The organism is Yoonia sp. SS1-5 (genome assembly GCF_038443705.2).
GTDB classification, from domain to species: Bacteria; Pseudomonadota; Alphaproteobacteria; order Rhodobacterales; family Rhodobacteraceae; genus Yoonia; species Yoonia rhodophyticola.
In genome coordinates this window covers 3921232-3945357 of sequence record NZ_CP151767.2, presented here as the reverse complement: position 1 = coordinate 3945357, position 24126 = coordinate 3921232, and the positions used below count along the sequence as shown (strand labels likewise).

At 60.2% G+C, this 24126-nt stretch carries 29 protein-coding genes and 1 pseudogene; 14 read left to right on the top strand and 16 right to left on the bottom strand.

Annotation, left to right across the window (positions count from 1 at the left end):
• Positions 1-17 precede the first annotated feature (17 nt).
• The gene (locus AABB31_RS21025; protein WP_342076301.1) at positions 18-296 is read right to left on the bottom strand and encodes a DUF3572 domain-containing protein; all 279 of its coding nucleotides are present in this window, start codon (positions 294-296) and stop codon (positions 18-20) included.
• 92 nt (positions 297-388) lie between these two features.
• Here AABB31_RS21025 and AABB31_RS21020 point away from each other — a divergent pair, with 92 nt between their 5' ends.
• A complete protein-coding gene (locus AABB31_RS21020; RefSeq protein ID WP_342076302.1) occupies positions 389-1792 on the top strand; it encodes a diguanylate cyclase in 1404 nt (467 codons plus the stop codon).
• On the opposite strand, the gene AABB31_RS21015 is transcribed toward AABB31_RS21020, so the two are convergent.
• From AABB31_RS21015 to AABB31_RS21000, 4 genes are all read right to left on the bottom strand, one after another.
• The gene (locus AABB31_RS21015) at positions 1781-2263 is read right to left on the bottom strand and encodes a periplasmic heavy metal sensor (RefSeq protein WP_342076303.1); all 483 of its coding nucleotides are present in this window, start codon (positions 2261-2263) and stop codon (positions 1781-1783) included. The two genes, AABB31_RS21020 and AABB31_RS21015, sit on opposite strands and share 12 nt — an antisense overlap.
• Complete coding sequence (locus AABB31_RS21010; RefSeq protein ID WP_373635276.1) at positions 2256-2612, bottom strand: hypothetical protein; 357 nt, start codon at positions 2610-2612, stop codon at positions 2256-2258. Before AABB31_RS21010 ends, AABB31_RS21015 begins: the two co-directional genes overlap by 8 nt.
• Positions 2605-3192 carry an RNA polymerase sigma factor gene (locus tag AABB31_RS21005; protein WP_342078926.1) on the bottom strand — a complete coding sequence of 196 codons (588 nt, stop codon included), beginning with the start codon at positions 3190-3192 and terminating at the stop codon, positions 2605-2607. Before AABB31_RS21005 ends, AABB31_RS21010 begins: the two co-directional genes overlap by 8 nt.
• Before the next feature lie 74 nt (positions 3193-3266).
• Entirely contained in the window at positions 3267-3710 is a 444-nt protein-coding gene (locus AABB31_RS21000) for an EF-hand domain-containing protein (protein WP_373635275.1), read from the bottom strand.
• Between the two features lie 209 nt (positions 3711-3919).
• Here AABB31_RS21000 and AABB31_RS20995 point away from each other — a divergent pair, with 209 nt between their 5' ends.
• Together AABB31_RS20995 and AABB31_RS20990 are read left to right on the top strand one after the other, a co-directional pair.
• Entirely contained in the window at positions 3920-4309 is a 390-nt protein-coding gene (locus tag AABB31_RS20995) for a DUF983 domain-containing protein (protein ID WP_342076306.1), read from the top strand.
• Positions 4310-4330: 21 nt separating this feature from the next.
• Positions 4331-5008, top strand: coding sequence for an NUDIX domain-containing protein (locus AABB31_RS20990; RefSeq protein ID WP_373635274.1), 678 nt, complete (start codon positions 4331-4333; stop codon positions 5006-5008).
• A gap of 21 nt (positions 5009-5029) precedes the next feature.
• On the opposite strand, the gene AABB31_RS20985 is transcribed toward AABB31_RS20990, so the two are convergent.
• The 5 genes from AABB31_RS20985 to AABB31_RS20965 are packed head-to-tail and all read right to left on the bottom strand — an operon-like array spanning position 5030 to position 9155.
• Positions 5030-5932 carry an EamA family transporter gene (locus AABB31_RS20985; RefSeq protein WP_373635273.1) on the bottom strand — a complete coding sequence of 301 codons (903 nt, stop codon included), beginning with the start codon at positions 5930-5932 and terminating at the stop codon, positions 5030-5032.
• A 47-nt stretch (positions 5933-5979) separates the two neighbouring features.
• Positions 5980-7437: a carnitine 3-dehydrogenase gene (locus AABB31_RS20980; RefSeq protein ID WP_342076308.1), complete on the bottom strand. Its 1458-nt coding sequence runs from the start codon at positions 7435-7437 to the stop codon at positions 5980-5982.
• A 1-nt stretch (position 7438) separates the two neighbouring features.
• Positions 7439-7714, bottom strand: a complete 276-nt coding sequence (locus AABB31_RS20975) for a hypothetical protein (protein ID WP_342076309.1) — start codon at positions 7712-7714, stop codon at positions 7439-7441.
• Complete coding sequence (locus AABB31_RS20970) at positions 7711-8250, bottom strand: lipocalin family protein (protein ID WP_342076310.1); 540 nt, start codon at positions 8248-8250, stop codon at positions 7711-7713. Before AABB31_RS20970 ends, AABB31_RS20975 begins: the two co-directional genes overlap by 4 nt.
• Positions 8247-9155: a 3-keto-5-aminohexanoate cleavage protein gene (locus tag AABB31_RS20965; protein WP_342076311.1), complete on the bottom strand. Its 909-nt coding sequence runs from the start codon at positions 9153-9155 to the stop codon at positions 8247-8249. Before AABB31_RS20965 ends, AABB31_RS20970 begins: the two co-directional genes overlap by 4 nt.
• A 255-nt stretch (positions 9156-9410) precedes the next feature.
• Between AABB31_RS20965 and AABB31_RS20960 the strand changes: the two genes are divergently transcribed.
• A complete protein-coding gene (locus tag AABB31_RS20960) occupies positions 9411-9866 on the top strand; it encodes a GNAT family N-acetyltransferase (protein WP_342076312.1) in 456 nt (151 codons plus the stop codon).
• Between the two features lie 22 nt (positions 9867-9888).
• Here AABB31_RS20960 and AABB31_RS20955 read toward each other — a convergent pair whose 3' ends face one another.
• Positions 9889-10932 (bottom strand): aldo/keto reductase, encoded by a 1044-nt coding sequence (locus AABB31_RS20955; RefSeq protein WP_373635272.1) that lies wholly within the window; start codon positions 10930-10932, stop codon positions 9889-9891.
• Positions 10933-11056: 124 nt separating this feature from the next.
• Between AABB31_RS20955 and AABB31_RS20950 the strand changes: the two genes are divergently transcribed.
• Positions 11057-12280, top strand: a complete 1224-nt coding sequence (locus tag AABB31_RS20950; RefSeq protein ID WP_342076313.1) for an MFS transporter — start codon at positions 11057-11059, stop codon at positions 12278-12280.
• Here AABB31_RS20950 and AABB31_RS20945 read toward each other — a convergent pair.
• Entirely contained in the window at positions 12277-12732 is a 456-nt protein-coding gene (locus AABB31_RS20945) for a hypothetical protein (protein ID WP_373635271.1), read from the bottom strand. The genes AABB31_RS20950 and AABB31_RS20945 overlap by 4 nt on opposite strands.
• A 165-nt stretch (positions 12733-12897) precedes the next feature.
• On the opposite strand from AABB31_RS20945, the pseudogene metG reads away from it, so the two are divergent.
• Positions 12898-14613: pseudogene (gene metG, locus AABB31_RS20940) on the top strand (methionine--tRNA ligase); the annotation flags it as partial.
• An 18-nt stretch (positions 14614-14631) separates the two neighbouring features.
• Here metG and AABB31_RS20935 read toward each other — a convergent pair.
• Entirely contained in the window at positions 14632-15444 is an 813-nt protein-coding gene (locus AABB31_RS20935; protein ID WP_342076315.1) for a response regulator, read from the bottom strand.
• 95 nt (positions 15445-15539) lie between these two features.
• Between AABB31_RS20935 and AABB31_RS20930 the strand changes: the two genes are divergently transcribed.
• The 4 genes from AABB31_RS20930 to AABB31_RS20915 all read left to right on the top strand — a co-directional run bounded on the left by AABB31_RS20930 (position 15540) and on the right by AABB31_RS20915 (position 17570).
• The gene (locus AABB31_RS20930; protein ID WP_342076316.1) at positions 15540-15719 is read left to right on the top strand and encodes a NepR family anti-sigma factor; all 180 of its coding nucleotides are present in this window, start codon (positions 15540-15542) and stop codon (positions 15717-15719) included.
• A 2-nt stretch (positions 15720-15721) separates the two neighbouring features.
• Positions 15722-16246: a sigma-70 family RNA polymerase sigma factor gene (locus tag AABB31_RS20925; RefSeq protein WP_342076317.1), complete on the top strand. Its 525-nt coding sequence runs from the start codon at positions 15722-15724 to the stop codon at positions 16244-16246.
• 73 nt (positions 16247-16319) lie between these two features.
• The gene (locus tag AABB31_RS20920; protein WP_342076318.1) at positions 16320-17108 is read left to right on the top strand and encodes a lytic murein transglycosylase; all 789 of its coding nucleotides are present in this window, start codon (positions 16320-16322) and stop codon (positions 17106-17108) included.
• Positions 17109-17258: 150 nt separating this feature from the next.
• A complete protein-coding gene (locus AABB31_RS20915) occupies positions 17259-17570 on the top strand; it encodes an arginine transporter (RefSeq protein WP_342076319.1) in 312 nt (103 codons plus the stop codon).
• Here the strand turns inward: AABB31_RS20915 and AABB31_RS20910 are convergent.
• Together AABB31_RS20910 and AABB31_RS20905 are read right to left on the bottom strand one after the other, a co-directional pair.
• Positions 17530-17898, bottom strand: a complete 369-nt coding sequence (locus AABB31_RS20910) for a low molecular weight protein-tyrosine-phosphatase (RefSeq protein WP_342078927.1) — start codon at positions 17896-17898, stop codon at positions 17530-17532. The genes AABB31_RS20915 and AABB31_RS20910 overlap by 41 nt on opposite strands.
• 59 nt (positions 17899-17957) lie before the next feature.
• A complete protein-coding gene (locus AABB31_RS20905) occupies positions 17958-18389 on the bottom strand; it encodes a hypothetical protein (protein ID WP_342076320.1) in 432 nt (143 codons plus the stop codon).
• Between the two features lie 100 nt (positions 18390-18489).
• On the opposite strand from AABB31_RS20905, the gene AABB31_RS20900 reads away from it, so the two are divergent.
• A complete protein-coding gene (locus AABB31_RS20900) occupies positions 18490-19173 on the top strand; it encodes an NAD-dependent deacylase (RefSeq protein WP_342078928.1) in 684 nt (227 codons plus the stop codon).
• A gap of 48 nt (positions 19174-19221) precedes the next feature.
• A complete protein-coding gene (meaB, locus tag AABB31_RS20895) occupies positions 19222-20211 on the top strand; it encodes a methylmalonyl Co-A mutase-associated GTPase MeaB (RefSeq protein WP_342076321.1) in 990 nt (329 codons plus the stop codon).
• 65 nt (positions 20212-20276) lie between these two features.
• Here meaB and AABB31_RS20890 read toward each other — a convergent pair whose 3' ends face one another.
• Positions 20277-20849 carry a DUF4274 domain-containing protein gene (locus tag AABB31_RS20890; protein WP_342076322.1) on the bottom strand — a complete coding sequence of 191 codons (573 nt, stop codon included), beginning with the start codon at positions 20847-20849 and terminating at the stop codon, positions 20277-20279.
• Positions 20850-21176: 327 nt separating this feature from the next.
• Here AABB31_RS20890 and rpmB point away from each other — a divergent pair, with 327 nt between their 5' ends.
• The gene (rpmB, locus tag AABB31_RS20885; protein ID WP_342076323.1) at positions 21177-21461 is read left to right on the top strand and encodes a 50S ribosomal protein L28; all 285 of its coding nucleotides are present in this window, start codon (positions 21177-21179) and stop codon (positions 21459-21461) included.
• 151 nt (positions 21462-21612) lie between these two features.
• Positions 21613-24018 carry an ATP-dependent helicase HrpB gene (gene hrpB / locus AABB31_RS20880; RefSeq protein ID WP_373635269.1) on the top strand — a complete coding sequence of 802 codons (2406 nt, stop codon included), beginning with the start codon at positions 21613-21615 and terminating at the stop codon, positions 24016-24018.
• The last annotated feature ends 108 nt before the right edge of the window (positions 24019-24126 follow it).

Sequence of the window (24126 nt, the reverse complement as noted above, 5' to 3'; positions counted from 1 at the left end):
TGTCCCCTGCCCCATGGTCAGGTCCAATGAACCTGCTCTGCCCCGGGCAGGCAGGCGCGGGCGCGCATCGGCATATCATAGGCCAGCCCTGCGCTGTCACAAAAAGCGATGACCCATGCATCATCCATGGTCAGGAAATCCAGCACTGCCGTTTGGAACGCCGGATCAGCCGCTTTTTGGCGCATATCATCAACCGACCCGCCGGTTGATCCTAGAAAAACAGGGCAAAGTTCATCATTCCCGGCCAACCAGCCAAGGGCCTGAATAGCGATCGTCTGGGCCTGTTCAGGGTTCATTTACAATCCTCATTTTTTCGGCAACCGTTTCTTAACTTTTTGGGCAGAAATTGGGCCAACTTTGACGCGATCCGCTCTTGAGGAGAGACGAAATGCCCGGCCGAATTCTGATTGTTGATACCGTCGCAACCAATCGCATTGTGTTGAAGGTAAAGATGATTGCTGCGCAATTTCAGGTAGATGCCTGCGGTAGCAGAATCGAGGCCGAGGCCATCATTTCCACAAACCGGCCGGACCTTATCCTCATTAACCTCTCTGATCCGGTGGAAGATCGGCATGCCTTTTGTAAAACACTCAAATCGGAAAGGGAAACCGCCAATATCGCGGTGATTGCCGTCGGCGTGGCCGATACGGCCCGGGCCCGGCTTGCTGCATTGGATGCGGGCGCGGATGACGTTTTGCCCAATCCGATGAATGACGTGTTGTTGATGGCCCGTATCCGGAGCCTTTTGCGCGTCAGCAGTGCATGGGAAGACCTGCTGATGCGCGATACGACAAGCCGCGCGCTTGGGTTCGAGGAAGCACCGGCGCAATTCCAGCCGCCCGCGAAAGTGGCTTTGTTGACCCCGGACGATACAGATGCAAGTGGGTTGCTGGATATGCTGCGGTACGGGCTGGCGCTGCCTGTGAAACAGATCAGGACGCCAGAGGTGCTGAAGAACAACAGCACCCGGCCCGCCCCCGATCTGTTTGTGATCGACGGGACACGACAGCACGGGGATGACCGGCAATTATTTGGACTGGTGTCGGACTTGCGGTCGCGCGCGGCCACACGCCAATCGGGTCTTTTGGTCATTACGCCGGATGCCAGCCCTGATATCGCGGCGATGTTCCTTGATCTTGGCGCCGATGATGCGGTGCCCGAATGTCTGGCCACCGCCGAGATTACCCTGCGGGCCAAGGCGCTGATCCGGCGTAAACGAACGCATGATCATCTGCGCACAACCGTTCGCAACGGGCTACAGGCCGCACTGACCGATCCGCTGACGGGCCTCTATAATCGGCGTTATGTCGACCCGCATCTGGGCCGTCTGGTCGAGCAATCGCGCCTGTCGGGCCAAGCCCTTGCGATCATGATGCTGGATATTGATCATTTCAAATCCATCAATGACCGTTTTGGCCATCCGGCAGGCGATAGCGTGCTTGTGCAACTGGCTGATCGGCTGCGCGAAAACCTGCGCGCGATTGATCTGGTCGCCCGGGTCGGCGGCGAGGAATTTCTGATCGCGATGCCCCGTACCAGCGCAGCGCAAGCACATGCGGCTGCCGACAGGCTGCGCCGGATCGTCAACCGGGCACCCTTTGATGTGGGCAAGGCCCATCCGCCGCTGAACGTCACCGTTTCGGTCGGCGTGGCCGTGCGGCCGCATTCGGAATTGACCGAAAAGGCCGCCAAACAAATGTGCGATGAAGCCGATACCGCACTATACGCCGCAAAATCGGCCGGGCGGGATCAGGTGGCGATCAGCCGCGCGGCCAGCCGCTCAGCCGCCTGACGATTTTCGGTCATTCCGCGGGCGCTGCAGTTCCTGCGCCAACCGATCTGCGAAAATCTGGCGCCGCTCTGGCGACATGGCCGTGATCTGCGCGACCAGATTTGCCTGTGCCTTGGACTGTATCTGCGACATCTGCGCCTGCCGGGTCTGCATCACCGCAGTCAGCGCATCGGGATCAAACGGAACCTGGCGCAGCACATCAACCATCTGGGCCACATGCGCGCGCGGATTCATGGCGCGCAGATCCGCATCGCGTCGCATCGCGGTCCCGATTGCCCGCCGCTCATCCCGGTCCAGCGCCCGACCAACGGGCCCAAATCCAAGATCGAAGGCGCGCGGCGGGCCATTGGCAAATTTGCCGCTGGCCGCCGCCCCGACAACGATACCCACGATCAGCAGGTTCAATGCCAGCGAAATCACCAGCGCGACCCGCAACATGCGCGCGGGTTTTGCAACCTTCGGATCAGCCATCTGCGATATCCCCCGCCAGAATGAAGTCATCAACCTCAAGTATGTTGACCGACACGGTATCCCCAAAAAGGCCGGCCGAGAATGTCTCGATCACGGGCGGGGGTGCGATGCCCAGCCAGAGCCCGGCCACCGCAGCCGTGGCAAGACCACCCAAGGCAGGCATGCCGCCCAGCAGCTGTGCAATTGCGGCCCAACCGCGCGGCGCGTTTGACATGACCGGTTCGGGGGGCGCATGCGCTGCAGCCGCATCCGCAAGAACACGCGCCATCAAGGCGTCAGGCACCTGTGGGCGGGCATCACGCGCATCGTCCAGGATTGCATCAAGCCATTTGTCATTTGGGTCAGTCATCTTGATATCCCAACTCTTCTTTCCGGTTTGCCATTGCGGCGGCGAGCGCGCGTTTGCCCCGCGCTGTCAGGCTTTCAACAGACCGCAGACTGATCTGCATGATCTGTGCGATTTCAGCATTCGACAACCCCTCCAGATGCCGTAACGATACGGCCTGGGCCTGTCGGGGTGGCAAGGCGGCCAGCCCATCGGCAAGGGCCTGCATGCGCGCCTTGTGCTGCAAGCCAGCCACTGCACCGGGGGCCGGATCGGCAGGTTCGGCCACATCATCCAATGCCGATATCGGGCGCCGCTTGCGCAGATGGTCGGTACACAGATTGGCCACGACCCGGTAAAGCCAGGTGCTGACCTGCGCCTCACCCTGCCGCCAGTCAGGCGCAATTTTCCAAAGACGCATCATCGCCTCTTGCGACACATCCTGGGCCGCTGCCTGATCGCCTAACATCCGATAGGCCTGCGCCAGCACCCGTGGCAAAAGCCGCACGGACAAGTCGCGTGCGGCTTGCCCATCGCCAAGCGCGAAGGCAACCAGCAAAGCCTCGTCAGAGACCTGCGCATCAGGGGACGACGCTGTGATCATGCGCAGTTCTGCTACCTCGCCGGTGGCCGCCGTGCAATCGGTGGCAGCCGGGATGGCCGCCACCAGATGCATCCTTACCCACGCCCGCGCGGGCCACCACGCCGATTGCCCCATCGGGCTTTGGCTGCATCAAATTCCGCCTCGCTCAGCTGGCCGTCACCATCTGCATCCACCCTTTCGAACATCTTTGCGGCCCTGTCGCCACCGCGCGGCTGCATTTCATCGCGCTGCAGCAAACCGTCGCCATTGGCGTCCAGCCGTTCCAGCATGCGCGCGCTGCGCTCTGTTGCGTTGCGTGCGCTAGCGGCTGCAAGCTCTTCCGCCGACAATGCGCCATCTGCGTTGCTGTCAGCCTCGTCAAACCGCATCTGACCGCGTGCCTGTATCTCGGCCAGGCTCAACGCGCCGTCGCCATTGCTGTCGAGTGTAGCGAAGTCAGGTCGGTCATCGGCGGATGCGGCACCCGCAACCCCGCTTAGTGCCAATACGAACATTGTCATCATTGCTGTCTTTTTCATCTGCTTTCCTCATTTGTGATCAATCGCGCAGCCAGTTTTGCCGCGCTGACCCTCCTTCAACGTCGCACTGTCGGTATTCCGTCGCGAATGTCGCAAAAAAGTTGAGACGGATGACAAAAATCAGCCCAAGGCTGGCGCAAAGTGCCACACCACCCTTTTAATATTGTGCCCATTGGGCCATGTGACCTCTAACAGAATGGAGCTTACGAATGTCCGACGCACAGACAATAGGCGACGACCGGCCAATGAAACCCGCCATGTGGCACGGCGTTTGCCGTCGCTGCCCCAATTGCGGTGATGGCGCCATGTTCGAAGGCTACCTGAAGGTCACAGACCAATGCCCGGTATGCCAAGAGGCGCTGCACCATCACCGCGCAGATGACGGCCCTGCCTATCTGACGATCCTACTGGTTGCCCATATCCTTGGTTTTGCGATGCATATCATGTGGGTTCACCTGCGCCCTGATCCGCTGGTAATGGCGACGATCCTTGCAATTGGCGCGGTTGCGTTGTCGCTTTATCTTCTGCCAAGGTTGAAAGGTATGGTTGTGGGCATTCAGTGGGCCCGACGCATGCATGGGTTCGGTCATTCTGCCTGACCCGCGAAAAAGGGTAAGGGGATGAACAAAACCGCCATTCGGGACGCCGCGACACTGATCATCATCCGCGATCAGGGGACCGATCCTGCCGTGTTGATGGGACAGCGCGGTGCAACGGCTGCGTTCATGCCCGGCAAATTCGTCTTTCCGGGTGGCGCGGTAGACGTCAATGATGCCACCATTCCCGTTGGTCGTCTTGATGCTGTCAGCGAAACCCGTCTGGCCCTCGACAGCGCTTTGCCCGCGCAGGCGCTGGTGGCCGCCGCCATCCGCGAGCTTTGGGAGGAAACCGGCCAGATCCTTGGCCAACCTGACAATTGGCCCGACGCCCCCCCGGGCTGGCGCGGCTTTGCCGCCACCGGGCACAGGCCACATGGGCAGGCATTGGAATTCTTCTTTCGGGCCGTCACCCCAAAGGGCCGGCCCCGCCGCTTTGACGCCCGCTTTTTTCTGGCCGATGCAGACAAGCTGACCACGGACCCTGACGATTTCAGCGGCGCCGAGGACGAGCTGTCGCATCTGCAGTGGATCCGTCTGGCTGACGCCCGCAATTTCGATCTGCCCTTTATTACGCAGGTTGTTCTGGGTGAGCTTATGACCCATGTCGCCCGCGGCGGTCCGGTGCCCAGCGTCCCGTTCTTTCGCAACGATGACGAGGCGCATCTGATCAGCAGGCTGGGCGGCAAACAACTGTTGTAAGCCGGCCAATGGGTCTTAACCCTAGATCGCCAGCACCAAAGCAATGACGCTGAGGGTCAGCAGTGACAGCCCCTGCCATTCCCGGGCCGAGATACGTTCCCCGAAAACGACGGCGCCGATCACAATTGAAAACAACAACTCAACCTGCCCAAGCGCATTTACATAAGCCACGTTTTGCAGGGTAAAGGCCGCAAACCAGCAGATGGACCCGATCATGCTGGTCAGCCCGACCAGCCCGGCGATCCGCCATGCGACCAGTACGGCCGTGATTTGCCCCCGTTCGCGCCAGACCAGCCACAACGCCATGGCCAGACTTTGAAAGGCCGTCACAAACGCCAGTGTGACAATGGCCCGGTAAAAGAAATCACCATGTTCCAGCGCCAGCGCCGCCCCTCGATAGCCGTTGCCGGAGACCCCGAACAATAGCCCTGCCCCCAACCCCAGTGCCGTGGCCCGGTTGAAGATACGTTGATGCAATGGTCCCGAACCGCCCGGCGGATCAGACAGCAGCAAGACCCCTGCCAGCCCCAGGACCATCGCTCCCAGCGCCGGCAGGGTGAAGACATCGCCCAGGACAACAAATCCAACCAGCGCGCTGAGCAGGACCTCGGTCTTTTTGAACGTGATCCCGACCGCGAAATTGCGATGGGCAAATAACGCAACCACGCACATGGTTGCGACAATCTGCGAAATCCCGCCGGCAAGCATATAGGGCCAAAAGGCAACCGGGATCTGCGGGCTGCCCTGCCCGCTGCTGCGCGCATAGACCACTGCGATGACGGCAACCAAGGGGGCCGAATACACAAATCTCGCAAAGGTCGCGCCAGCGGTGGACAGCTGCGTGGACTTCAAGTGTTTTTGCAGCATGAAACGCAGTGTCTGCGCAAATGCAGCGCCAAGTGTGATCGGGATCCAGAGTTCCATGATCTATGTCACCCGGTTCTTGTCGGGCCACGTGCGCCGGCGGCCGATCACCCTTTTACACCAACCGCCTTGCCCACGCCCGCGGGTCGGGGCAGTGCCGCATGGGCCGCGGCGATCCGGCCCAGCGTCTGCGCGAGTGACGTACTGGGCAGGCAGGCCCGTCGCGTCTGCAAGCTGACATGGATCATCATATGTTCACCTGTCGCAATCAGCTGGTCGCCCGCAAACATCTGGTGGAACAAGTGCATCTTCTTACCCTGCCCCTGCAGGACCTGCGTTGTAATCCGGATGACCGCGCCCGCCTTGGCCTCGCCCAGATGGCGAATATGGGTCTCGGCGGTGAAATAGCTTTGCCCGGCGGCGATATAATCTGCGTCACAGCCAACAAGGATCATCATCCGGTCGGTCGCGTCGCCAAAAGCCTGCAAATACCGCGCCTCGTTCATATGGCCATTATAGTCCGTCCAGTCGAGCGGGATGGCCCGTTTCACCGTGACGATCGGGTGTGACAGATCATCGGGCAGTACGATCGCGCCTTCTACCGCCGCGTCATGGCGGTTAAGCAGCGCGCCCGCCCCCCAATTCTGCGCCTTCAATCCACGCAGGATGGTCACCAGGTTGTCATCCCTCGCCCGCTCCAGATCGCGGATTGAATACTGCCCTGATTGCGCATCGGACTGTCCGGCAATCTGGGCGATCAGGTCTTCGGTCAGCTCGGGTACATCCATCAACTTGGTCCACGGCCAGGCTAGGGCTGGTCCAAATTGTTCGATGAAGTGGCGCATGCCCGCCTCACCACCGGCAATCCGGTAGGTTTCGAACAGCCCCATCTGCGCCCAGCGCAGGCCGAAACCATAGCGGATCGCGTCGTCAATCTCTTGCGTGGTGGCAATCCCGTCCTTGATCAGCCATAACGCCTCGCGCCAGACAGCTTCGAGAAAGCGATCCGCGATATGGGCATCAATTTCGGCCCGAACCTGCAATGGATACATCCCCAGACCGGTCAAGACGGCCTTGGCCCGATCCAGAAACGCATCCGGGTTTTGCGACGTGCCGACCAGTTCGACCAAGGGCAGCAGATAGACCGGGTTAAAAGGATGGGTGACGATAATCTGATCGGGACGGGTGGCGCATCCCTGCAATTGCGACGGCTTGAACCCGCTGGTCGATGACCCGATCACCGCATCATGGGCGCAATGGGACTGCACGGTCTGAAACACCTTGCGCTTGAGCTCCAGCCGCTCTGGCACGCTTTCCTGGATCCATGTCGCATCTGCGACCGCGTCAGAAATCGTGTCGTGAAACTGCAGGGTCCCCTCGGGGGGCAGCGCCACATCCGACAGCCCGGGCAATGATCGGCGCGCATTGTCGATCACCTCGCCGATTTTGCGCTGTGCCTCCGGATCAGGATCAAAGACGCGAACATCCCAACCCATCAGCAAGAAACGCGCCGCCCAACCGCCACCGATGACGCCGCCGCCGATGATCGCTGCCACTTGCGTCATGTCAGGTTGCGGCTGGCGGGTTGGCCGGATTGTCAAACTCGTCCGCTGGCACAGGCTCGCGCCGGATTGTGGGATCGCAGGCAATCATTCTGGTGGCCGCATCGCGAATAATCAGCCCACCCCGGGCGCGACATTGCTCGAACGTCATGCGGTTGCCGATGACCATGAATTCCTGTCTGCCGCCGTCCGACCCAACACCAAGCCCGCCACCGCCGCCAAGGGGAACCCCATCGCAACCGGCAAGCAAAATCACAAAGCCCACAACCAGACGTTTCATTGCGCCACCTCCATCAGTCGATCCAGCTTATACCCGTTGAAAGCCAAAACGCTACGGGCCGCGGCCAACCGGTCGGGCGGGATCTCCGGATCACGGTTCAAAATCCAGCCGGACCGGCCATTTGGTGCGCCAACGACAGCCGTCCGGTAGTCCGCATCCACCCAAAGAACCCAGTAATCCGCGGCGCCGAAAGGTACCGTCGGGAAACTGACCTTCAAACGGCCGGGACCCACGATTTCGGCGCTGCCGGCAATGGTTGATTTGATGCTGCCATCGGGATTGCGGCAGGTGTTCAGCACCGAGACCGTCCCATCCGACCGCAAGCCATATTCGGCGGTCACCCCGACACATCCGGCTTCGAACGGGACCGGAAAGCGGGCAACCTCGTACCACAGCCCGGTATAGCGTGCGGGGTCAAAGACCGCTTGCGAAGATATTGGCACCTCGGTGTCGCGATAGACCTCTAACAGGCCGCCGACATCTTCGCCGGGCAAACCACAGGCCGCAAGGCCCAGACAAAGTGCAAGCGCCCTCATGCCGGGGACTGCTTGGTCAGGCCCAGCTTGGCACGGACCTCCGCGGGGCCGATGACCGTGGCGCCAAGCCCCTCGATAATGCCGACCGCCCGGGTCACCAGTTGGGCATTTGTGGCCAGCACACCCCGGTCCAGCATCAGGTTGTCTTCCAGCCCGACCCGCACATTGCCGCCTGCAAGAACAGCGGCAGCAACATAAGGCATCTGCGATCTTCCCAGCCCAAAGGCCGAGAATGTCCAGTCAGGCGGGACGTTATTGACCATGGCCATAAACGTATTGAGGTCATCCGGCGCGCCCCATGGCACCCCCATGCACAGCTGCACCAGCGCAGGCGCATCCAATACGCCATCCGCCACCAGCTGCTTGGCATACCATAGATGGCCTGTATCAAACGCTTCGATCTCGGGCTTGACGCCAAGCTGCGTCATCATCCGGCCCATCGCCGTCAACATGCCCGGCGTATTGGTCATTACATAATCAGCTTCGGCGAAATTCATCGTTCCGCAATCAAGCGTACAGATCTCGGGCCGGCAGGCGGCAATATGGGCCACACGCTCTGTCGCGCCCACCATATCCGTCCCGGCGACAGTCGGCAGCGGTTGCTCGACCCCGCCAAAGACCATGTCGCCCCCCATGCCGGCCGTCAGGTTCAGGACAACATCGACCTCGGCAGCGCGGATGCGGTCGGTGACTTCGCGATACAATGCCAGATCGCGCGATGGCACCCCCGTTTCAGGATCGCGCACATGACAATGAACAACCGCCGCGCCCGCCTTGGCCGCATCAATGGCGCTATCGGCAATCTGCTTGGGGGATCGCGGGACATGCGGGCTGCGGTCTTGGGTAGATCCGGATCCTGTCACCGCACAGGTGATAAATACGTCGCGGTTCATCTGCAAAGGCATCCGTCTACTCCCTTCCGATATCAATTTCCGCGACACTCCCTGAAATTGGCAGGCCGCACAAGCCGCAATCCTTGACAGATCGGGGGCAGCTCTGCCAGGTGGTTTGCATGACAGACTTGGCACATATCACGGTCGTCTATTTTACCAACGCCATATAACGGCGGCTGGCCCATTTCCGATACTTGAACACAACAGCCGCCCGCATGGGTCCGATGTTGTTTGCGCCCTTGCGGGACATCATCGCAAGGACATCACATGACTGACATATCAATCGACATCGCAACACGCCGCGATTTGGCGCAGATACAGGCTCTGATCCGGGAACTCTCGGCCTTTCACGGGGACACGGCGCAGGTCACGCTGGAACAGCTGCAGGATATCTTCTTTGGCTCACATCCCAAGGGGATCGCTTTTGTGGCACGGGAAAATGGCGCCGTCACAGGCTATGCGGGGGTTCTGGAAACAATCGCCGTGCATTCGGCATTACCGCGATTTGATATTCACCATCTGCATGTGGTCGAAACACAGCGCAACAAGGGGATCGGCCGGGCCCTGATCGCGGCGGCCGCGCGCTATGCGGGCACCCGCGGCGCGCGCGGGCTGACAATCGGGACTGACGCACAGAACATGACGGCGCAAGCGGCCTATAGGGCCATGGGGCTGGAAGAAATCACAGATACAGGACCGCGGTTCTGGATCGAAGCGTCGTAGGATGGGTTTCAACCCATCCTTGTCAGTAAGGCATCGGATGCGCCTTATGGGCCGCTTCAATCTCGGCCACGACCTCATCGGACAGGCGCAGATCCTTACCCGCGAGGATCTGCACCAGTTGCGCTGATGTCGTGGCCCCAAAAATCGCCGAAATCGGGAATGGCCGACAACGCTGCCAGACGAGGGCCATATGCACCGGATCCAGACCATGTTTAGTCGCAATATCCAGATAGGCCTGCGCTGCGGGCAAGGTCCTGTCGGTCATGCGCCCGCCAAGATCGGCATTGATCGACATGCGGCTGCCATCCGGTACGGCGCCCCCCTGGTACTTCCCGGTCAAAAGACCACATGCCAGTGGCGAAAAGGACAGCAAGGTCACATCCTCATTCACCGCCATCTCGGCCATGTCGGTGTCATAAAGACGACATAGCAGCGAATACTCATTCTGCACGGACACCATGCGAGGCAGGCCCGCATCCTCGGCCAGATCAATCCATTTGGTCATGCCCCAGGCGCTTTCGTTAGACATACCGATGGTGCGGATCTTTCCGGCACGCACGGCCTCGCCCAATGCGCCCAGCACATCCATCATATGGTCCATGGTCTGCTGGCGGTTCTGGCCGGACGGATCATAGTCCCAGTTCTGGCGGAACATGTATGAGCCACGGATTGGCCAATGCATCTGGTAAAGATCAATCACATCGGTCTGCAAACGCACAAGGGCCGCATCAACAGCCTCGCGGATCACCGCGCTGTCATAGCCACGGCCTTCACGCACCCAACCCGGGTTATTGCCCGACACTTTCGTGGCGATCACAACGTCATCGCGGCGGCCGGTCTTGGCAAGCCAATTGCCGATCACCTGCTCGGACAGGCCCACGGTTTCCGCCCGGATCGGATTGACCGGATACATCTCTGCGGTATCCAGAAAATTGAGGCCTGCATCCACGGACATGTCGATCTGCCGATGCGCGTCATCTTCGGGCGTCTGATTGCCGAAAGTCATCGTGCCCAGGCACCAATCGCTGACCATGATATCGCTGCGACCAAGAGAGATTTTTTCCATAGCGGGCCTCGTCATCTGTTTTGGCGGACACTAGCTGGTGCGGCGGCGGTGGCAAGGCATAAGCGGGACAGCACATCGGTGATTTCGCTGGCTTCACCGGGCCGATTTGCGGCATAGCTTGCAAATGCGCATGCTGATTTCCTTTGCGGCACTCTTTGTGTCGGTCACGCTGCTACAGCTCTCGTCCGGCGGGGTTGGGCCGCTGGACGCGCTGACAGGCCTCAATGCAGGGTTCAGCCCGGCCGAGGTGGGTTTTCTCGGCTCGGCGCATTTCTTTGGCTTCTTTATCGGGTGCTGGTGGGCACCGCGCCTGATGGGCAGTGTGGGGCATTCACGGGCATTTGCGACCTTTACGGCCATGGGGGCGATCGGGCTTGCCGCACATGTGATCATTCAGGACCCTTTGCTATGGGCGCTGTTCCGGGTGGCCTCGGGGATTTGCATCGCGGGCTGCTACACAGTGATCGAGGCATGGCTGCAGGCAAAGGTCACCAACGAAACCCGTGGCCGCGCCATGGGCAGCTACCGGATCGTCGATATCAGTGCATCCTTTCTGGCGCAGTTCATGATCGGCGCGCTGGCCAATCTTGAAACATATATCGCCTATAACGTCCTGACGATCCTGTGCTGTGCATCCCTTTTGCCGCTGACAATTACCAAACTCACCCAGCCTGAAACGCCCAAAGCCACGCGTCTGCGCCCTTCGCTGGCCTGGCGCTGTTCGCCGCTTGGGGTGGCCGCCGTGCTGGTCGCGGCACTATCCAGTGCGTCATTCCGGATGGTCGGGCCGATCTACGGACAAGAGGTCGGGCTGGATCCCAGCCAGATCGGCTACTTTCTGGCAGCCTTTGTTGCAGGCGGGGCAGTGGCACAATATCCGGTCGGTTGGCTGGCGGACAAATATGACCGGCGCTGGGTGATGATCGGGCTGTCCGTTGCGGCGGTGCTGTCATCCCTGATCACGGTTGGTGCGGCAGGAACCGGATCGGCGGGCATCATGCTGGCATCAGGCTTTTTCGGGCTGACCACCTTCCCGATCTATTCGGTCGCAGCCGCCCATGCCCATGATTTTGCCCGCGATGATCAGCGGGTCGAACTTTCCGCCGCGCTGATGTTCTTCTTTGCGCTGGGGGCCATTGCGGCCCCCTATGTCGCCTCGGCGCTGATTGCGGGCTTTGGCCCCGCCGCGATGTTCTACCTGATTTCGGCAGGGCATGTCGTGCTGATCCTCTTTGGTCTCAGCCGAATGCGGGTGCGGCGCGCGCCCGAGGCGCGCACACGCTATATCTACGCCCCCCGCACAAGTTTTTCCGTGGGCAAGCTGCTGCGGCGCAAACGCGACCGCTAGAAGTTATAAAGAACTGCCACCCGCGTCGTGGTGACGGCTGCGGTAAAGGTGTCGTCCATGAAATCGCGGATGAACTCGCCGCGCAACGTGACCTTGTCGGAAAAGTTGCGTTCGACGCCCACACCCAGATTATAGCCATCAGCCTCGCTATCGCCCAGATCGTAGGATGTCAGGCCACCGGCAAAGCGTGCCTTGACCGCACCCAGATCGTAGGTACCCCAGGCGCGCAGGCGCTGCGTGCCGTAATCAGCGTCGCCCGCGATACGGCCCCCGATCTCAACCTCGGCCCCGTACCAGGGCCCAAGACCGATCCCCGCAATCAGCGACGCAACTGTCTGTGTGTCACCGGAATGCGGATATCCGTAATCCAGTGCCGCACCTGCGTAGATGTCCTGCGCATTTGCAGCGCTGCCAATCAGGCCGGCCGCAACGATACTTATGATCTTTTTCATGCTCTTCCTCATTTTGTGGTGTTTTTATGGGCGAAATCCTACGCTCTTCCTGCCCCGAACGCCATAGCGCCGCCGTGACTGTCCGAAAGAAAACCGCATCCCATTTGATCTAGCCGCCAAGGAAGGCTAGAGGGTTGATCGCATCACAACACCCATCTCAGGAAATCCATGGCCCGTCATCTGATCACCTCTGCAATTCCCTACATCAACGGGATCAAGCATCTGGGAAACCTCGTCGGTAGCCAGCTTCCGGCTGACCTTTATGCCCGCTACCTGCGCCAGCGCGGGCATGAGGTATTGTTCCTCTGCGCCACTGACGAACACGGCACGCCTGCCGAACTGGCCGCCGCCAAAGCCGGCAAACCCGTCGCCGACTACTGCGCCGAGATGCACGGCTTACAGGCCGAGATCGCAGAGGGTTTCGGGCTGTCATTTGATCACTTTGGCCGGTCGTCCAGCCCGCAGAACCATGCGCTGACCCAGGCATTTGCAACCCGTCTGGCCGAGGTCGGGCTGATCAAGGAAGTGACCGAGGAACAGGTCTATTCCGTCGCCGATGGCCGCTTTCTGCCTGATCGCTATATCGAAGGGACCTGCCCCAATTGCGGTTTTGACAGCGCGCGGGGCGACCAATGCGACAATTGCACCAAGCAGCTAGACCCGACCGATCTGATTGACGCGCATTCGACAATCTCGGGGGCGACCGCATTGGAAGTCCGCGAGACCAAACATCTTTACCTGCGCCAGTCCGACCTGAAGGATGATCTGGCCCAGTGGATCGACAGCAAGACCGACTGGCCGATCCTGACCACCTCCATCGCCAAAAAATGGCTCAACGATGGGGACGGGCTGCAGGATCGCGGCATCACCCGCGATCTGGATTGGGGCATTCCGGTCAAACAGGGCGACCAGACATGGCCGGGCATGGAAGGCAAGGTTTTCTACGTCTGGTTCGACGCCCCCATTGAATACATCGCCTGCGCGCAGGAATGGGAAGACGCGAGCAAAGGGACCGATTGGGAACGCTGGTGGCGCACGGACAAGGGCGCCGATGATGTGACCTACACCCAGTTCATGGGCAAGGATAACGTGCCGTTCCACACCCTGTCTTTCCCCGCCACGATCATGGGCACGCAGGAACCCTGGAAGCTGGTCGATTACATCAAGTCGTTCAACTATCTTAACTATGATGGCGGCCAATTCAGCACCTCGCGCGGGCGCGGGGTGTTTATGGATCAGGCGCTTGAAATCCTTCCCGCAGATTATTGGCGCTGGTGGCTTTTGTCCCATGCGCCGGAATCGTCGGATGCCGAGTTCACCTGGGAAAACTTCCAGACGGATGTGAACAAGGATCTGGCCGATGTGCTGGGTAATTTTGTCAGCCGGATTACCAAGTTTTGCCGATCCAAATTCAGCGAGGCCGTCCCGGACGGCGGCGCCCATGGCCCTGCTGAGACGCAACTGATCGCTGATCTGACAACCCGTATCCGCGCCTATGAGGGACATATGGATGCAATCGAGGTACGCAAGGCAGCTGCCGAATTGCGGGCCATCTGGGTCTTGGGCAATGAATATCTGCAGGCCAACGCGCCCTGGACAACCTTCAAGACAGATCCCGAAACCGCCGCCATGCAGGTCCGGCTGGCGCTGAACCTGATCCGCATCTATGCGGTCTTGTCAGCGGCATTCATTCCCGATGCATCCGCCAAGATGATTTCAGCCATGCAAACGACTGATGACACATGGCCCACCGATGTCGCCGCAGCACTTGATATGCTCCCCGCCGGGCATGCATTTACCGTGCCTGACAATCTGTTCCGGAAAATCACCGATGAAGAGCGGAGCGATTGGGAAGCACGGTTCGCCGGAACGCGCGAATAATGCGTTTGGGTCCTGAACCTAGTCTAGCAAGGCCTGGCTGCTTCTGAAAAACATGGCCTGGCCGACCGCTGATTTGATCTGCTCTTCGGAGTAGGGTTTGGTTATCACAAATGCGGGTTCCGCACGGTCGCCCGTCAGCAATCTTTCAGGGAATGCGGTGACAAAGATTACCGGGGTGCCTGCTGCGGCCTCCAGAATTTCGTCAACCGCTTCAATCCCTGAGGATCCGTCAGCAAGCTGAATATCCGACAGGATCAGATCAGGTTTTTCCGCAGCCGCCAGCATCACGGCCTGCGCATGGGTCGCGGCGGCGCCTGTGACGTCATGGCCCATGCCGATGACAAGATCATGCAGATCCATCGCAATCATCGCCTCATCCTCGATCACCATCACGCGGCCGGAAATATTAGCCTTGATCTCTTCGCGGGCCTCGCTGATCAGGTCGTTTACATGCGAGACAGCAACATCCATGATCTCGGCAATCTGTTCGACCGCGAAATCGGCAATGGCATATAACAGCAATGCGTGGCGCGAATCCGGTGTCAGATCGCGCAAATGCGATTGGGCCGTTGCGGCCAGGCCCCGTTCGGCCATTTCCGCACCGACGATTGACTCGCTCCAGATTTGAAAGAAGGCCCGATAAAAGCCGACACGGATCGAAGATGACAAATTCAGCAGGCTCAGATTGCGCGCAACCTTTTGCAGGGTTGCATGGGCCAGGTCGTCACCGCTGGTCTGATTGCCGCTCATCGCCCTAGCATGACGGCGTAAAAAGGGCAATTCCCGTACAAGTTCCGCAGAAATATGGTCAACCGACTTGTCTTCTGGCATAACCAACCAAACCTTATGAGTGCGCTAGCCGACCTAATACAATCTTATGGCGACCGGTGAACAGCCCCTAGGGCAACTTTTTTAAGAGAAATGTCATGGCCCAAGCACCAAAAAAGCCGGACGTAGAGCGCGCGATAGATGAAAATCTCCGCCGCGCCTACGAAAAAATGGTCGATGAAAAGGTGCCTGAAAGGTTTCTGAACCTGCTGGACCAGCTGCGTGATGGCAATCTGCCCCCCACCCGCGACGATGAAGACCCGAGCAGTAAGGCCTGACAATGGGATCCTCAAATAACCAAACTGATCCGCGTGACGAGATCGTCGAGCACATCCCCGATATGCGGGCCTTTGCGCTGAACCTGACCCGGAATCCCACGCTTGCCGATGACCTGGTTCAGGACGCGCTTGTCAAAGCCTGGCGGAAGTTTCATCAGTTTCAGGCTGGCACCAATTTGCGCGCCTGGCTCTTTACGATTTTACGGAACACATTTTATTCCGAAATCCGCAAGAACAAGAATGATTTTGGCGAGAATGGTCAGGACCTCGACGAACTGGCCAGCATCATGCACGGGCAGGATGCGCAAATCGCCCTGATCGACTTTGAAAAGGCCTTGGGCTTACTGCCGACCGAACAGCGCGAAGCGCTGATCCTCGTGGCCGCCATTGGCATGTCTTATGACGAGGCTGCCGAGACATGCGGTGTGGCCATGGGAACGATCAAAAGCCGTATCAATCGCGGCCGGAAACGCCTGGCCGAGCTGCTTTATGGTGATGCGCCCATTCCAGCCGAAGAGGCCGAGTAGTCCCGCCCGGCTTGGCAGGCCGGTCAGGTCTGCTAACATCGCCGCCAGAATGCAGCACGGAGGCCACAGCCCAATGTTCAGAACAGCGTTTGCGCTATGCGTATGTCTAGCGTCACCAGCCATCGGTGCACCTTGCGGGAATGATGCCAGTGGCTTTGCCAACTGGAAAGCGGCCTTTGCCCAGGAAGCTGCGCAAGCAGGTGTTGGCGCCCGGGGCCTGGCCGCATTGGCGCAGACAAGCTACGCCACCCGGACGATCAATGCAGACCGCAACCAGAAATCGTTCCGCTACGAGCTTGCCGATTTCATGCGCATTCGCGGTGCTGACACGATTGTTGCCCAGGGCAAGCGCCGGATTGCTGCGAACCCATCCTTTTACGCCTCAATCGAGCGGGTGTTTGGTGTTCCCGCCGAAGTCGTGGTCGCCATTCATGGCATGGAAACCGGGTTTGGGAATTTCATGGGCGACGCCAATGTCGTCTCGGCCATTACAACGCTGGCTTACGATTGCCGCCGGTCCGAATTCTTTACCGGGCACGCGTTGGCGGCGCTGAAGCTTGTTGATCAGGGCGCACTTTCGGCCAATACCGTAGGCGCCATGCACGGAGAGCTGGGGCATACCCAGTTTCTGCCCGGCAACGTGATTGCCTATGGCTATGACGGCGATGGCAATGGCGTGATTGATCTGACCAACATGACCGACAGCCTTGCATCAACGGCAAACTTTCTGCGCCAGAAGGGCTGGCAGACGGGGGCCGGATATCAGGAAGGGCAGCCAAACTTTGCAGTCATTCAGGAATGGAACGCAGCAGGCGTCTATCAAAAGGCCATTGCAATCATGGCCGCCCGCATGGCCAGCTAAATCGCGCCGATCCCTGCCTGCGACCAAAGAACATCCCTGATCGGCGCAATCCTCAATTGCATCGGTGGACGCGCCCCGTCATATTCCACCATGTGGGGCAAAACCGTATGGACCACCTGCAAAGACAGGGGCCGGGCAGAGGTAGATTGAATGCGCATTTTGTTTCTAATGGGGGCGTTGGTTGCAGTGGCCGCCTGTGGTGGTGGCGTCAGCGGCACAATTGGCGAGGCCTGCATCGACGCGGACCGCCGCGCGGCATCCCCCGCCTTGTGTTCCTGTGTGCAGCAGGTCGCGGATCAGACATTGTCAAATCGGGATCAGCAGCGCGCAGCGGCGTTCTTTGCCCAGCCACAGCTGGCGCAAGATACGCGGCAATCCGACAATGCAGGCTCCGAAGCGTTCTGGCGGCGCTACAAGACCTTTACGGATCGGGCCCGGACGATATGTCGGCCCGTAGCCTAGCGCAGGCGGCCTCGATCATGTCAAGCGCACCGTCGAAATCGCGTGTATAATAAGGGTCAGGCACATCCTGATCTGCTAATAGCCTGACATGCGCCGGATGCCCCGCAGGGCGCTGGCGTTCGATATCGGCAAGGTTCTGGCGATCCATCGCGACGATCAGGTCGAACCGGTCAAAATCCGCAATCTGAAACTGCCGCGCCCGCAACGCGCCCAAATCAATGTCACGCTGCCGGGCCGCGTCCTGCATGGGGCCGTAAGGCGGGTCGCCCACATGCCACCCACCGGTCCCGGCACTATCAATGGTCATTGTGGGGGCCAGTTTGCGCATCACCCCCTCGGCCGCAGGTGATCTGCAGATATTTCCAAGGCAAACAAAAAGGATCCTGGTCAACGCAGCACGCCACGTTTTGTCATCGCGCGCGCATAAATCCACAGCAGGATCAAGATAACCGGGATCGCAAACGTGAACACCAGCGCAACAGTCCCCGAGAAAGCCAGCGCATTGCCCGCGTCAGAAATCACATATGTATAGACCGACGAGACGATCAGCCCCACAAGCGACAGCGCAAACGCCGTCGCGGCAAAGCGTGACCGGAACAACAGCAAAAGCGATCCCAGAACCGAAAACCATACGCCAACAGCCCAAGATGCTTCGAACCAGACCGGCGCATCATTCAGAAAACGCAGTTGATCCTCGGTCAGCGCAGAGAGGTAATCCGCGTTTTCGGTCTGCGACATGATATAGTCAAATGCGCCGCCCGCATTCCACAAAAGGCTCAGCACGCCGACGATCCACAGATGAATTGGTGTTTTGGTCATTGGGCCCTCCCCCACAATGGATGTTGCACAAACCCTATCAAATCCGACAGGATCAGGCCAGTGACGCCCGCCTCGGGGCCGCAGACAGACCAGGGATCCAATCATGCATATTGCAATCTTGACCGGCGCCGGCACCTCGGCTGAAAGCGGGCTGGGTACGTTTCGCGACAAGGACGGGCTGTGGACGCAATATGACCTGAACGATGTTGCGACCCCCGACGGGTTCGCACGCGATCCGGCCCTGGTGCAGGGTTTCTACAACGCCAGGCGCGCGAATTGTATCAGCGCTGCCCCCAATGCCGCGCATACAGCACTCGCCCGGCTTGAATTGCAATCTGACCATGACATCACCCTGATCACGCAGAATATCGACGATCTGCATGAACGCGCGGGATCGCCCGATGTGATCCACATGCATGGCGAACTGATGCGCGCCCTTTGCGCCCGGTGTGACGCGCGCTGGGACGCGCCGCCAGTCATGGATGCAGACGACCCCTGCCCCCATTGCGGCCATAACGCAACCCGCCCCGATGTCGTCTGGTTCGGCGAAATCCCCTATCATATGGATCGGATTTTGGAACAGGTGCGCGCCGCAGATCTGTTTGTCGCCATCGGCACCAGCGCCGAGGTTTATCCCGCCGCCGGCCTCGTCGAAATCGCGCAGGGCGAAACCCTGGAAATCAATCTTGAACCCTCAACCCGGGCGCATGTCTTTGATAGCAGGCGCATCGGCCCAGCGACGCAAACCGTGCCCGCCTGGGTGGCTGAATTGACCGGGGCGTGATTGCCGCCAAGGCTGGACAGCGCGCCGTCGCAAGATAAGAAGGGGTCCATGCGCAAGGTCACTGATATACAGACATTGGCCCAAGGGGTTCAGAGCGGTGACAGGCGCGCCCTTGCCCGTGCAATCACATTGGTGGAAAGCGGGCGGGCCGATCACCGGGCCGACGCGCTCTCCTTGCTGGACACGCTCGGCACTGCGCGCTCGGCGATGCGCATCGGTCTGTCGGGGACGCCCGGTGTTGGCAAATCCACGTTTATCGAAAGCTTTGGATTGATGTTGACGGCCGCGGGCAAGCGGGTTGCTGTTTTGGCGGTTGATCCATCCTCTGCCCGGTCTGGCGGTTCCATTCTGGGTGACAAAACCCGGATGGAACATCTGGCCCGGGATCCGAATGCCTTCATCCGCCCCTCGCCCAGCCAGACCCAGCTTGGCGGCGTGGCCCGCAGATCGCGCGAGGCGGTCGCACTTTGCGAAGCTGCCGGTTTCGATATCGTTCTGATCGAAACCGTGGGCGTCGGGCAATCCGAAACCGTGGTCGGGCATATGGCCGATCTGTTCGTGTTGCTGTTGGCCCCCGCAGGCGGGGATGAATTGCAAGGGGTCAAGCGCGGTATTATGGAAATGGCCGATCTGATCCTGGTCAACAAGGCCGATGGGGGGCTGAAAGAACAGGCGCTGCGCACATGCGCCGATTATGCAGGGGCGTTGCGATTGTTGCGCAAGCGCCCGCAGGATCCTGCGGAATTTCCCAAGGCGCGTCCCGTCTCTGCGCTCGAAACCGAGGGGCTCGCCGATGCCTGGGCGGATATGCAATCGCTGGCCGCCTGGCGGCGTGAACAGGGCGTCTGGGAAGCGACACGGCGCGCGCAGGCCAGCTATTGGTTTGCCGAGGACGTCAAAAACGGGGTTCTGGATCACCTGCAGGCCGATCCCAACATCGCAGCACAGATCGCGACGGCAGAGGCGGCGGTGAAAGCGGGCGCGCTCACCCCCTCGGCGGCGGCGGCACAAGTGCTGGCGATGTGGAAAGGCGCGTAAGGGTCCGCGGACGCGGACGCGCCAACGATAGCGCTGTTGCTCATGGGGCAGGGTTTGGCGAGCAATCAACTCGCCTGTGCAGGCACCCATTGCAGCACGCCATCCTCATCAATCACGTAATCAGTCTGCGGCAGTGGACCCACCGGCTGGGCACGCAGGGTCCGCAAGGGCACGGCGATGCGGGGTTTGATCCCGGCCCCATGTGCATCATAGGCCGCGCGGGCGCAGGCCTGCGTCAGCGCGTTGCGATCAAATCCGCGCGGGTCCGACAAGGTATCGACCGGGAAGCGTGCAAAGGCATCGCGGGCGGATATAATCTCCAACAACTCAAGGACATGGTTATTCCAGTCGGGCGGGTCCGCCATGCCGTGAACTTCGGGCCAGCCAATCTGGGCAAAGATCGCAACCGCCACGGCATTGGGACAATCCTTTTGCCACAGCATCCATTTCAGCACCTCGAATGAGCTGTCCAGATCGTAATTTAAACCCTCTGCCACCGCGTGCCACAGCCCCGGATCACGATTGTTGCGCAACCAGGTCACAAGTTCGGGCATCTTGGCCTCGGTGGTCAGTTCGTGGGTTTCCCATCCGGCATCAGGGATCGCCTTCAGACCCGGGCGCGGCAAGGGCGGCGGCATGTACCTGTTTCGTATCAAAAACCGAAGACGCAACGTCAGCAACAAGACCGCGCCCAAAATGGCGAAAACCAACGACGTCATGCCAACTCCCACATGGATGTTTGGAACAAGATAGGTCAGGTTAGGCGCAAGATTGTTGCCATTGACTTAATCGCGATGGATTTGGTGACACATCGCTGCCAAATCGGGTTGACTGAATAGCGGAATCCTCCTATCTGGCGCTGATCTCATGCACGGCCTTGCCTTTGGCGGGGCTGAACCCTTCTGAAAATACGATGTCCCGCCGTCACTGGCGCGCTGATATCGCCGAAAACAAGGAAAATGCCCATGTCGCGTCGTTGCGAATTCACCGGAAAAGGGCCGATGTCTGGCAACAATGTCAGCCACGCCAAAAACCGCACCCGCCGTCGGTTCCTGCCGAACCTGCAGGATGTGACGCTTCAGTCTGACGTGCTGGGTCGGTCATTCAAGTTCAAGATCTCCAATGCGGCCCTGCGGACAGTTGATCACCGCGGTGGGCTGGATGCATTCATGGCCAAGGCAAAGGATGCAGAACTTTCCGCTGCAGCGTTGAAAGTCAAGAAAGAGATTGCTGGCGCGACAGCAGCCTAAGCTTCTTTTAGACATGATATTCAGAACCCGGATGCGACACGCGCCCGGGTTCTTTTCGTTTGGCCACATGGTCATACAACGCCTTGCGATTGGTCGCAACGGCGTTGCATGGGTCTTGACCCATGCCCCCGCTTTGGTCGACACGTAACCCATGACCGGCCTGCCAATCGACCACGTCCTGCCAGAACTCATGACCGTTTTGGCGGCAGACGCTCGGGCCGTCCTGCAAGCGCCACCTGGTGCGGGCAAGACGACGCAAGTGCCGCTTGCACTGTTGCAGGCCGGGTTGACGGCACAAAAGATCATCATGCTCGAACCCCGCCGCCTTGCGGCCCGGGCTGCCGCCGAACGGCTGGCAGAAAACCTGTCTGAACCGGTTGGTAAAACTGTCGGCTACCGGATGCGGGGGGCCACCAAACCGGGCACCCGGATCGAGGTCGTTACCGAAGGCATCCTGACCCGCATGATCCAGTCGGACCCAGGGCTGGACGGTGTCGGGGCGATCATCTTTGACGAATTCCACGAACGGTCCCTCAACAGCGACCTTGGCCTGGCGCTTGCATGGGAAATCCGGCAGATCCTGCGGCCCGATCTTATCCTTCTTGTCATGTCAGCCACGCTCGACGCAGGCCCCGCAGCACAGATGCTGGACGACGCCCCGGTGATCACATCGCAGGGGCAATCATTTCCTGTCACCACGCATTTCCTGGAACAGCCCATCCGCAAGGATGTGCGATTTGAGCAGGCCGCCGCCGAACTCATCAGCAGCGCCATCGCCAAGACCGAAGGGGGTGTCCTTGCCTTTCTACCTGGCGAGGGCGAAATTCGCAGGGTTGCGGCAGCCCTTGAGGGCCGCCTGCCCAAGGCCTGCCATTTGCACCCGCTTTATGGCGCGCTTCCCTTTGCAGCACAGCGCGCAGCCATTGCGCCGGCCAGCGATGGGCGCAAGATCGTCTTGTCGACCTCTATCGCAGAAACCTCACTGACCATCTCGGATATCCGGGTCGTGGTTGATTGCGGGCGATCCCGACGAGCCCGGTTTGATCCGGGCTCGGGCATGTCACGGCTGGTCACCGAAAAGGTCAGCCGGGCCGAAGCCACCCAGCGGGCAGGTCGGGCCGGGCGGGTGGCCCCGGGGCAGGCCTACAAGCTGTGGACCAAGGGCGAGGATGGCGCCCTGCCCGCCTATCCACCGGCCGAGATCGAGGCCGCCGACCTGACGGGGCTGGCGCTTGAACTGGCTGTCTGGGGCAGCGACGGGTTGAACTTTCTGACGCCACCGCCGGACGGGGCGCTCGCCGAAGCGCGCAACCTGCTGCAAAATCTGGGCGCGCTGGACACAGACATGCGGATCACACCACACGGAAAGGCGCTTGCAAAACTGCCACTGCATCCGCGTTTGGGGCATATGTTGCAAATCGCGGGCGCGCAGGCCGCACCACTTGCCGCATTGCTTGCCGCACGCGACCCGTTACGCGGTGCCCCCAGCGATGTCGCCCTGCGTCTGCGCGCCTTAACAGGGCGCTATGATGGCCCCGGACAGCTGCATCAACCCGCCCTGTCGCAAATCAAGGCCGAGGCGTCCCGACTGGCAAAAGGGCTGAAACACGGGCCGAAACTGTCGCTGGCACAACAATTGTCGCTGGCCTATCCAGACAGGGTGGGCCTGCGCCGCAAAGGATCGGACCCGCGCTATCTTTTGTCGGGCGGAAAAGGGGCCATCCTTGATGCAAGCGACCCGCTGGCCGGGCAGCGCCTGATCGTGGCGAGCGACCTTGACGGCAACCCGCGCGAGGCCCGGATCAGACAGGCCGCCGCCATGACCGAGGCCGAACTCCGCCACATCCATAGCAATCTGATCAAATGGGACGACATCTGTCAGTGGTCGCGCAGGGACAAACAAGTCATCGCCCGCCGGCAAGAGCGTTACGGCGCGTTGATCCTGGAAGACCGGCACTGGCCAGACGCGCCCCCGACGGCGATTGCCGCGGCCATGCTGGACGGTGTGCGCGAATTGGGGCTGCACCCATCAGATGCGGCCAATCGGTTCCGTGCGCGCGTCGCACTTGTCGAGGGGATGCCTGCGATGGATGATGCGTCCCTTCTGGCCGATCTTGATACATGGCTGTTGCCACATCTGACAGATGTTCGCACGGCGGCCCAGTGGCGTCAGTTTGATCTGCTGCCCGCCCTGCGCGCGATGCTGGACTGGTCGCAGATGCAACGGCTTGATCAGGCGGCGCCGGCGCATTTCGAAACGCCTCTGGGGCGGAAAATTCCTATCGACTACGAGGATGCGGTGCCGCAAATCACCCTGCGCTTGCAGGAAATGTTCGGTGTGACGACACATCCGCATGTGGGGCGAACGCCGCTGCGGATCACGCTGCTTTCGCCCGGCCAAAAGCCCGTTCAGGTCACCCAGGACATCGTGACATTCTGGTCATCCTCTTATGCCGATGTGCGCCGCGACATGCGTGGCCGGTACCCCCGCCACCCCTGGCCCGAGGATCCAACGCAGGCCGATCCGACCTTGCGCGCCAAGCCACGCGGCACCTGAAACCCGGCATCAGGTCGCATCGGGTTGCCACAAAATCGGCAGAAATACCCCATGCTCGCAACAACTTGAACGTGAAAAATTGCAGAACGAATCGTGATATGTTAGGTA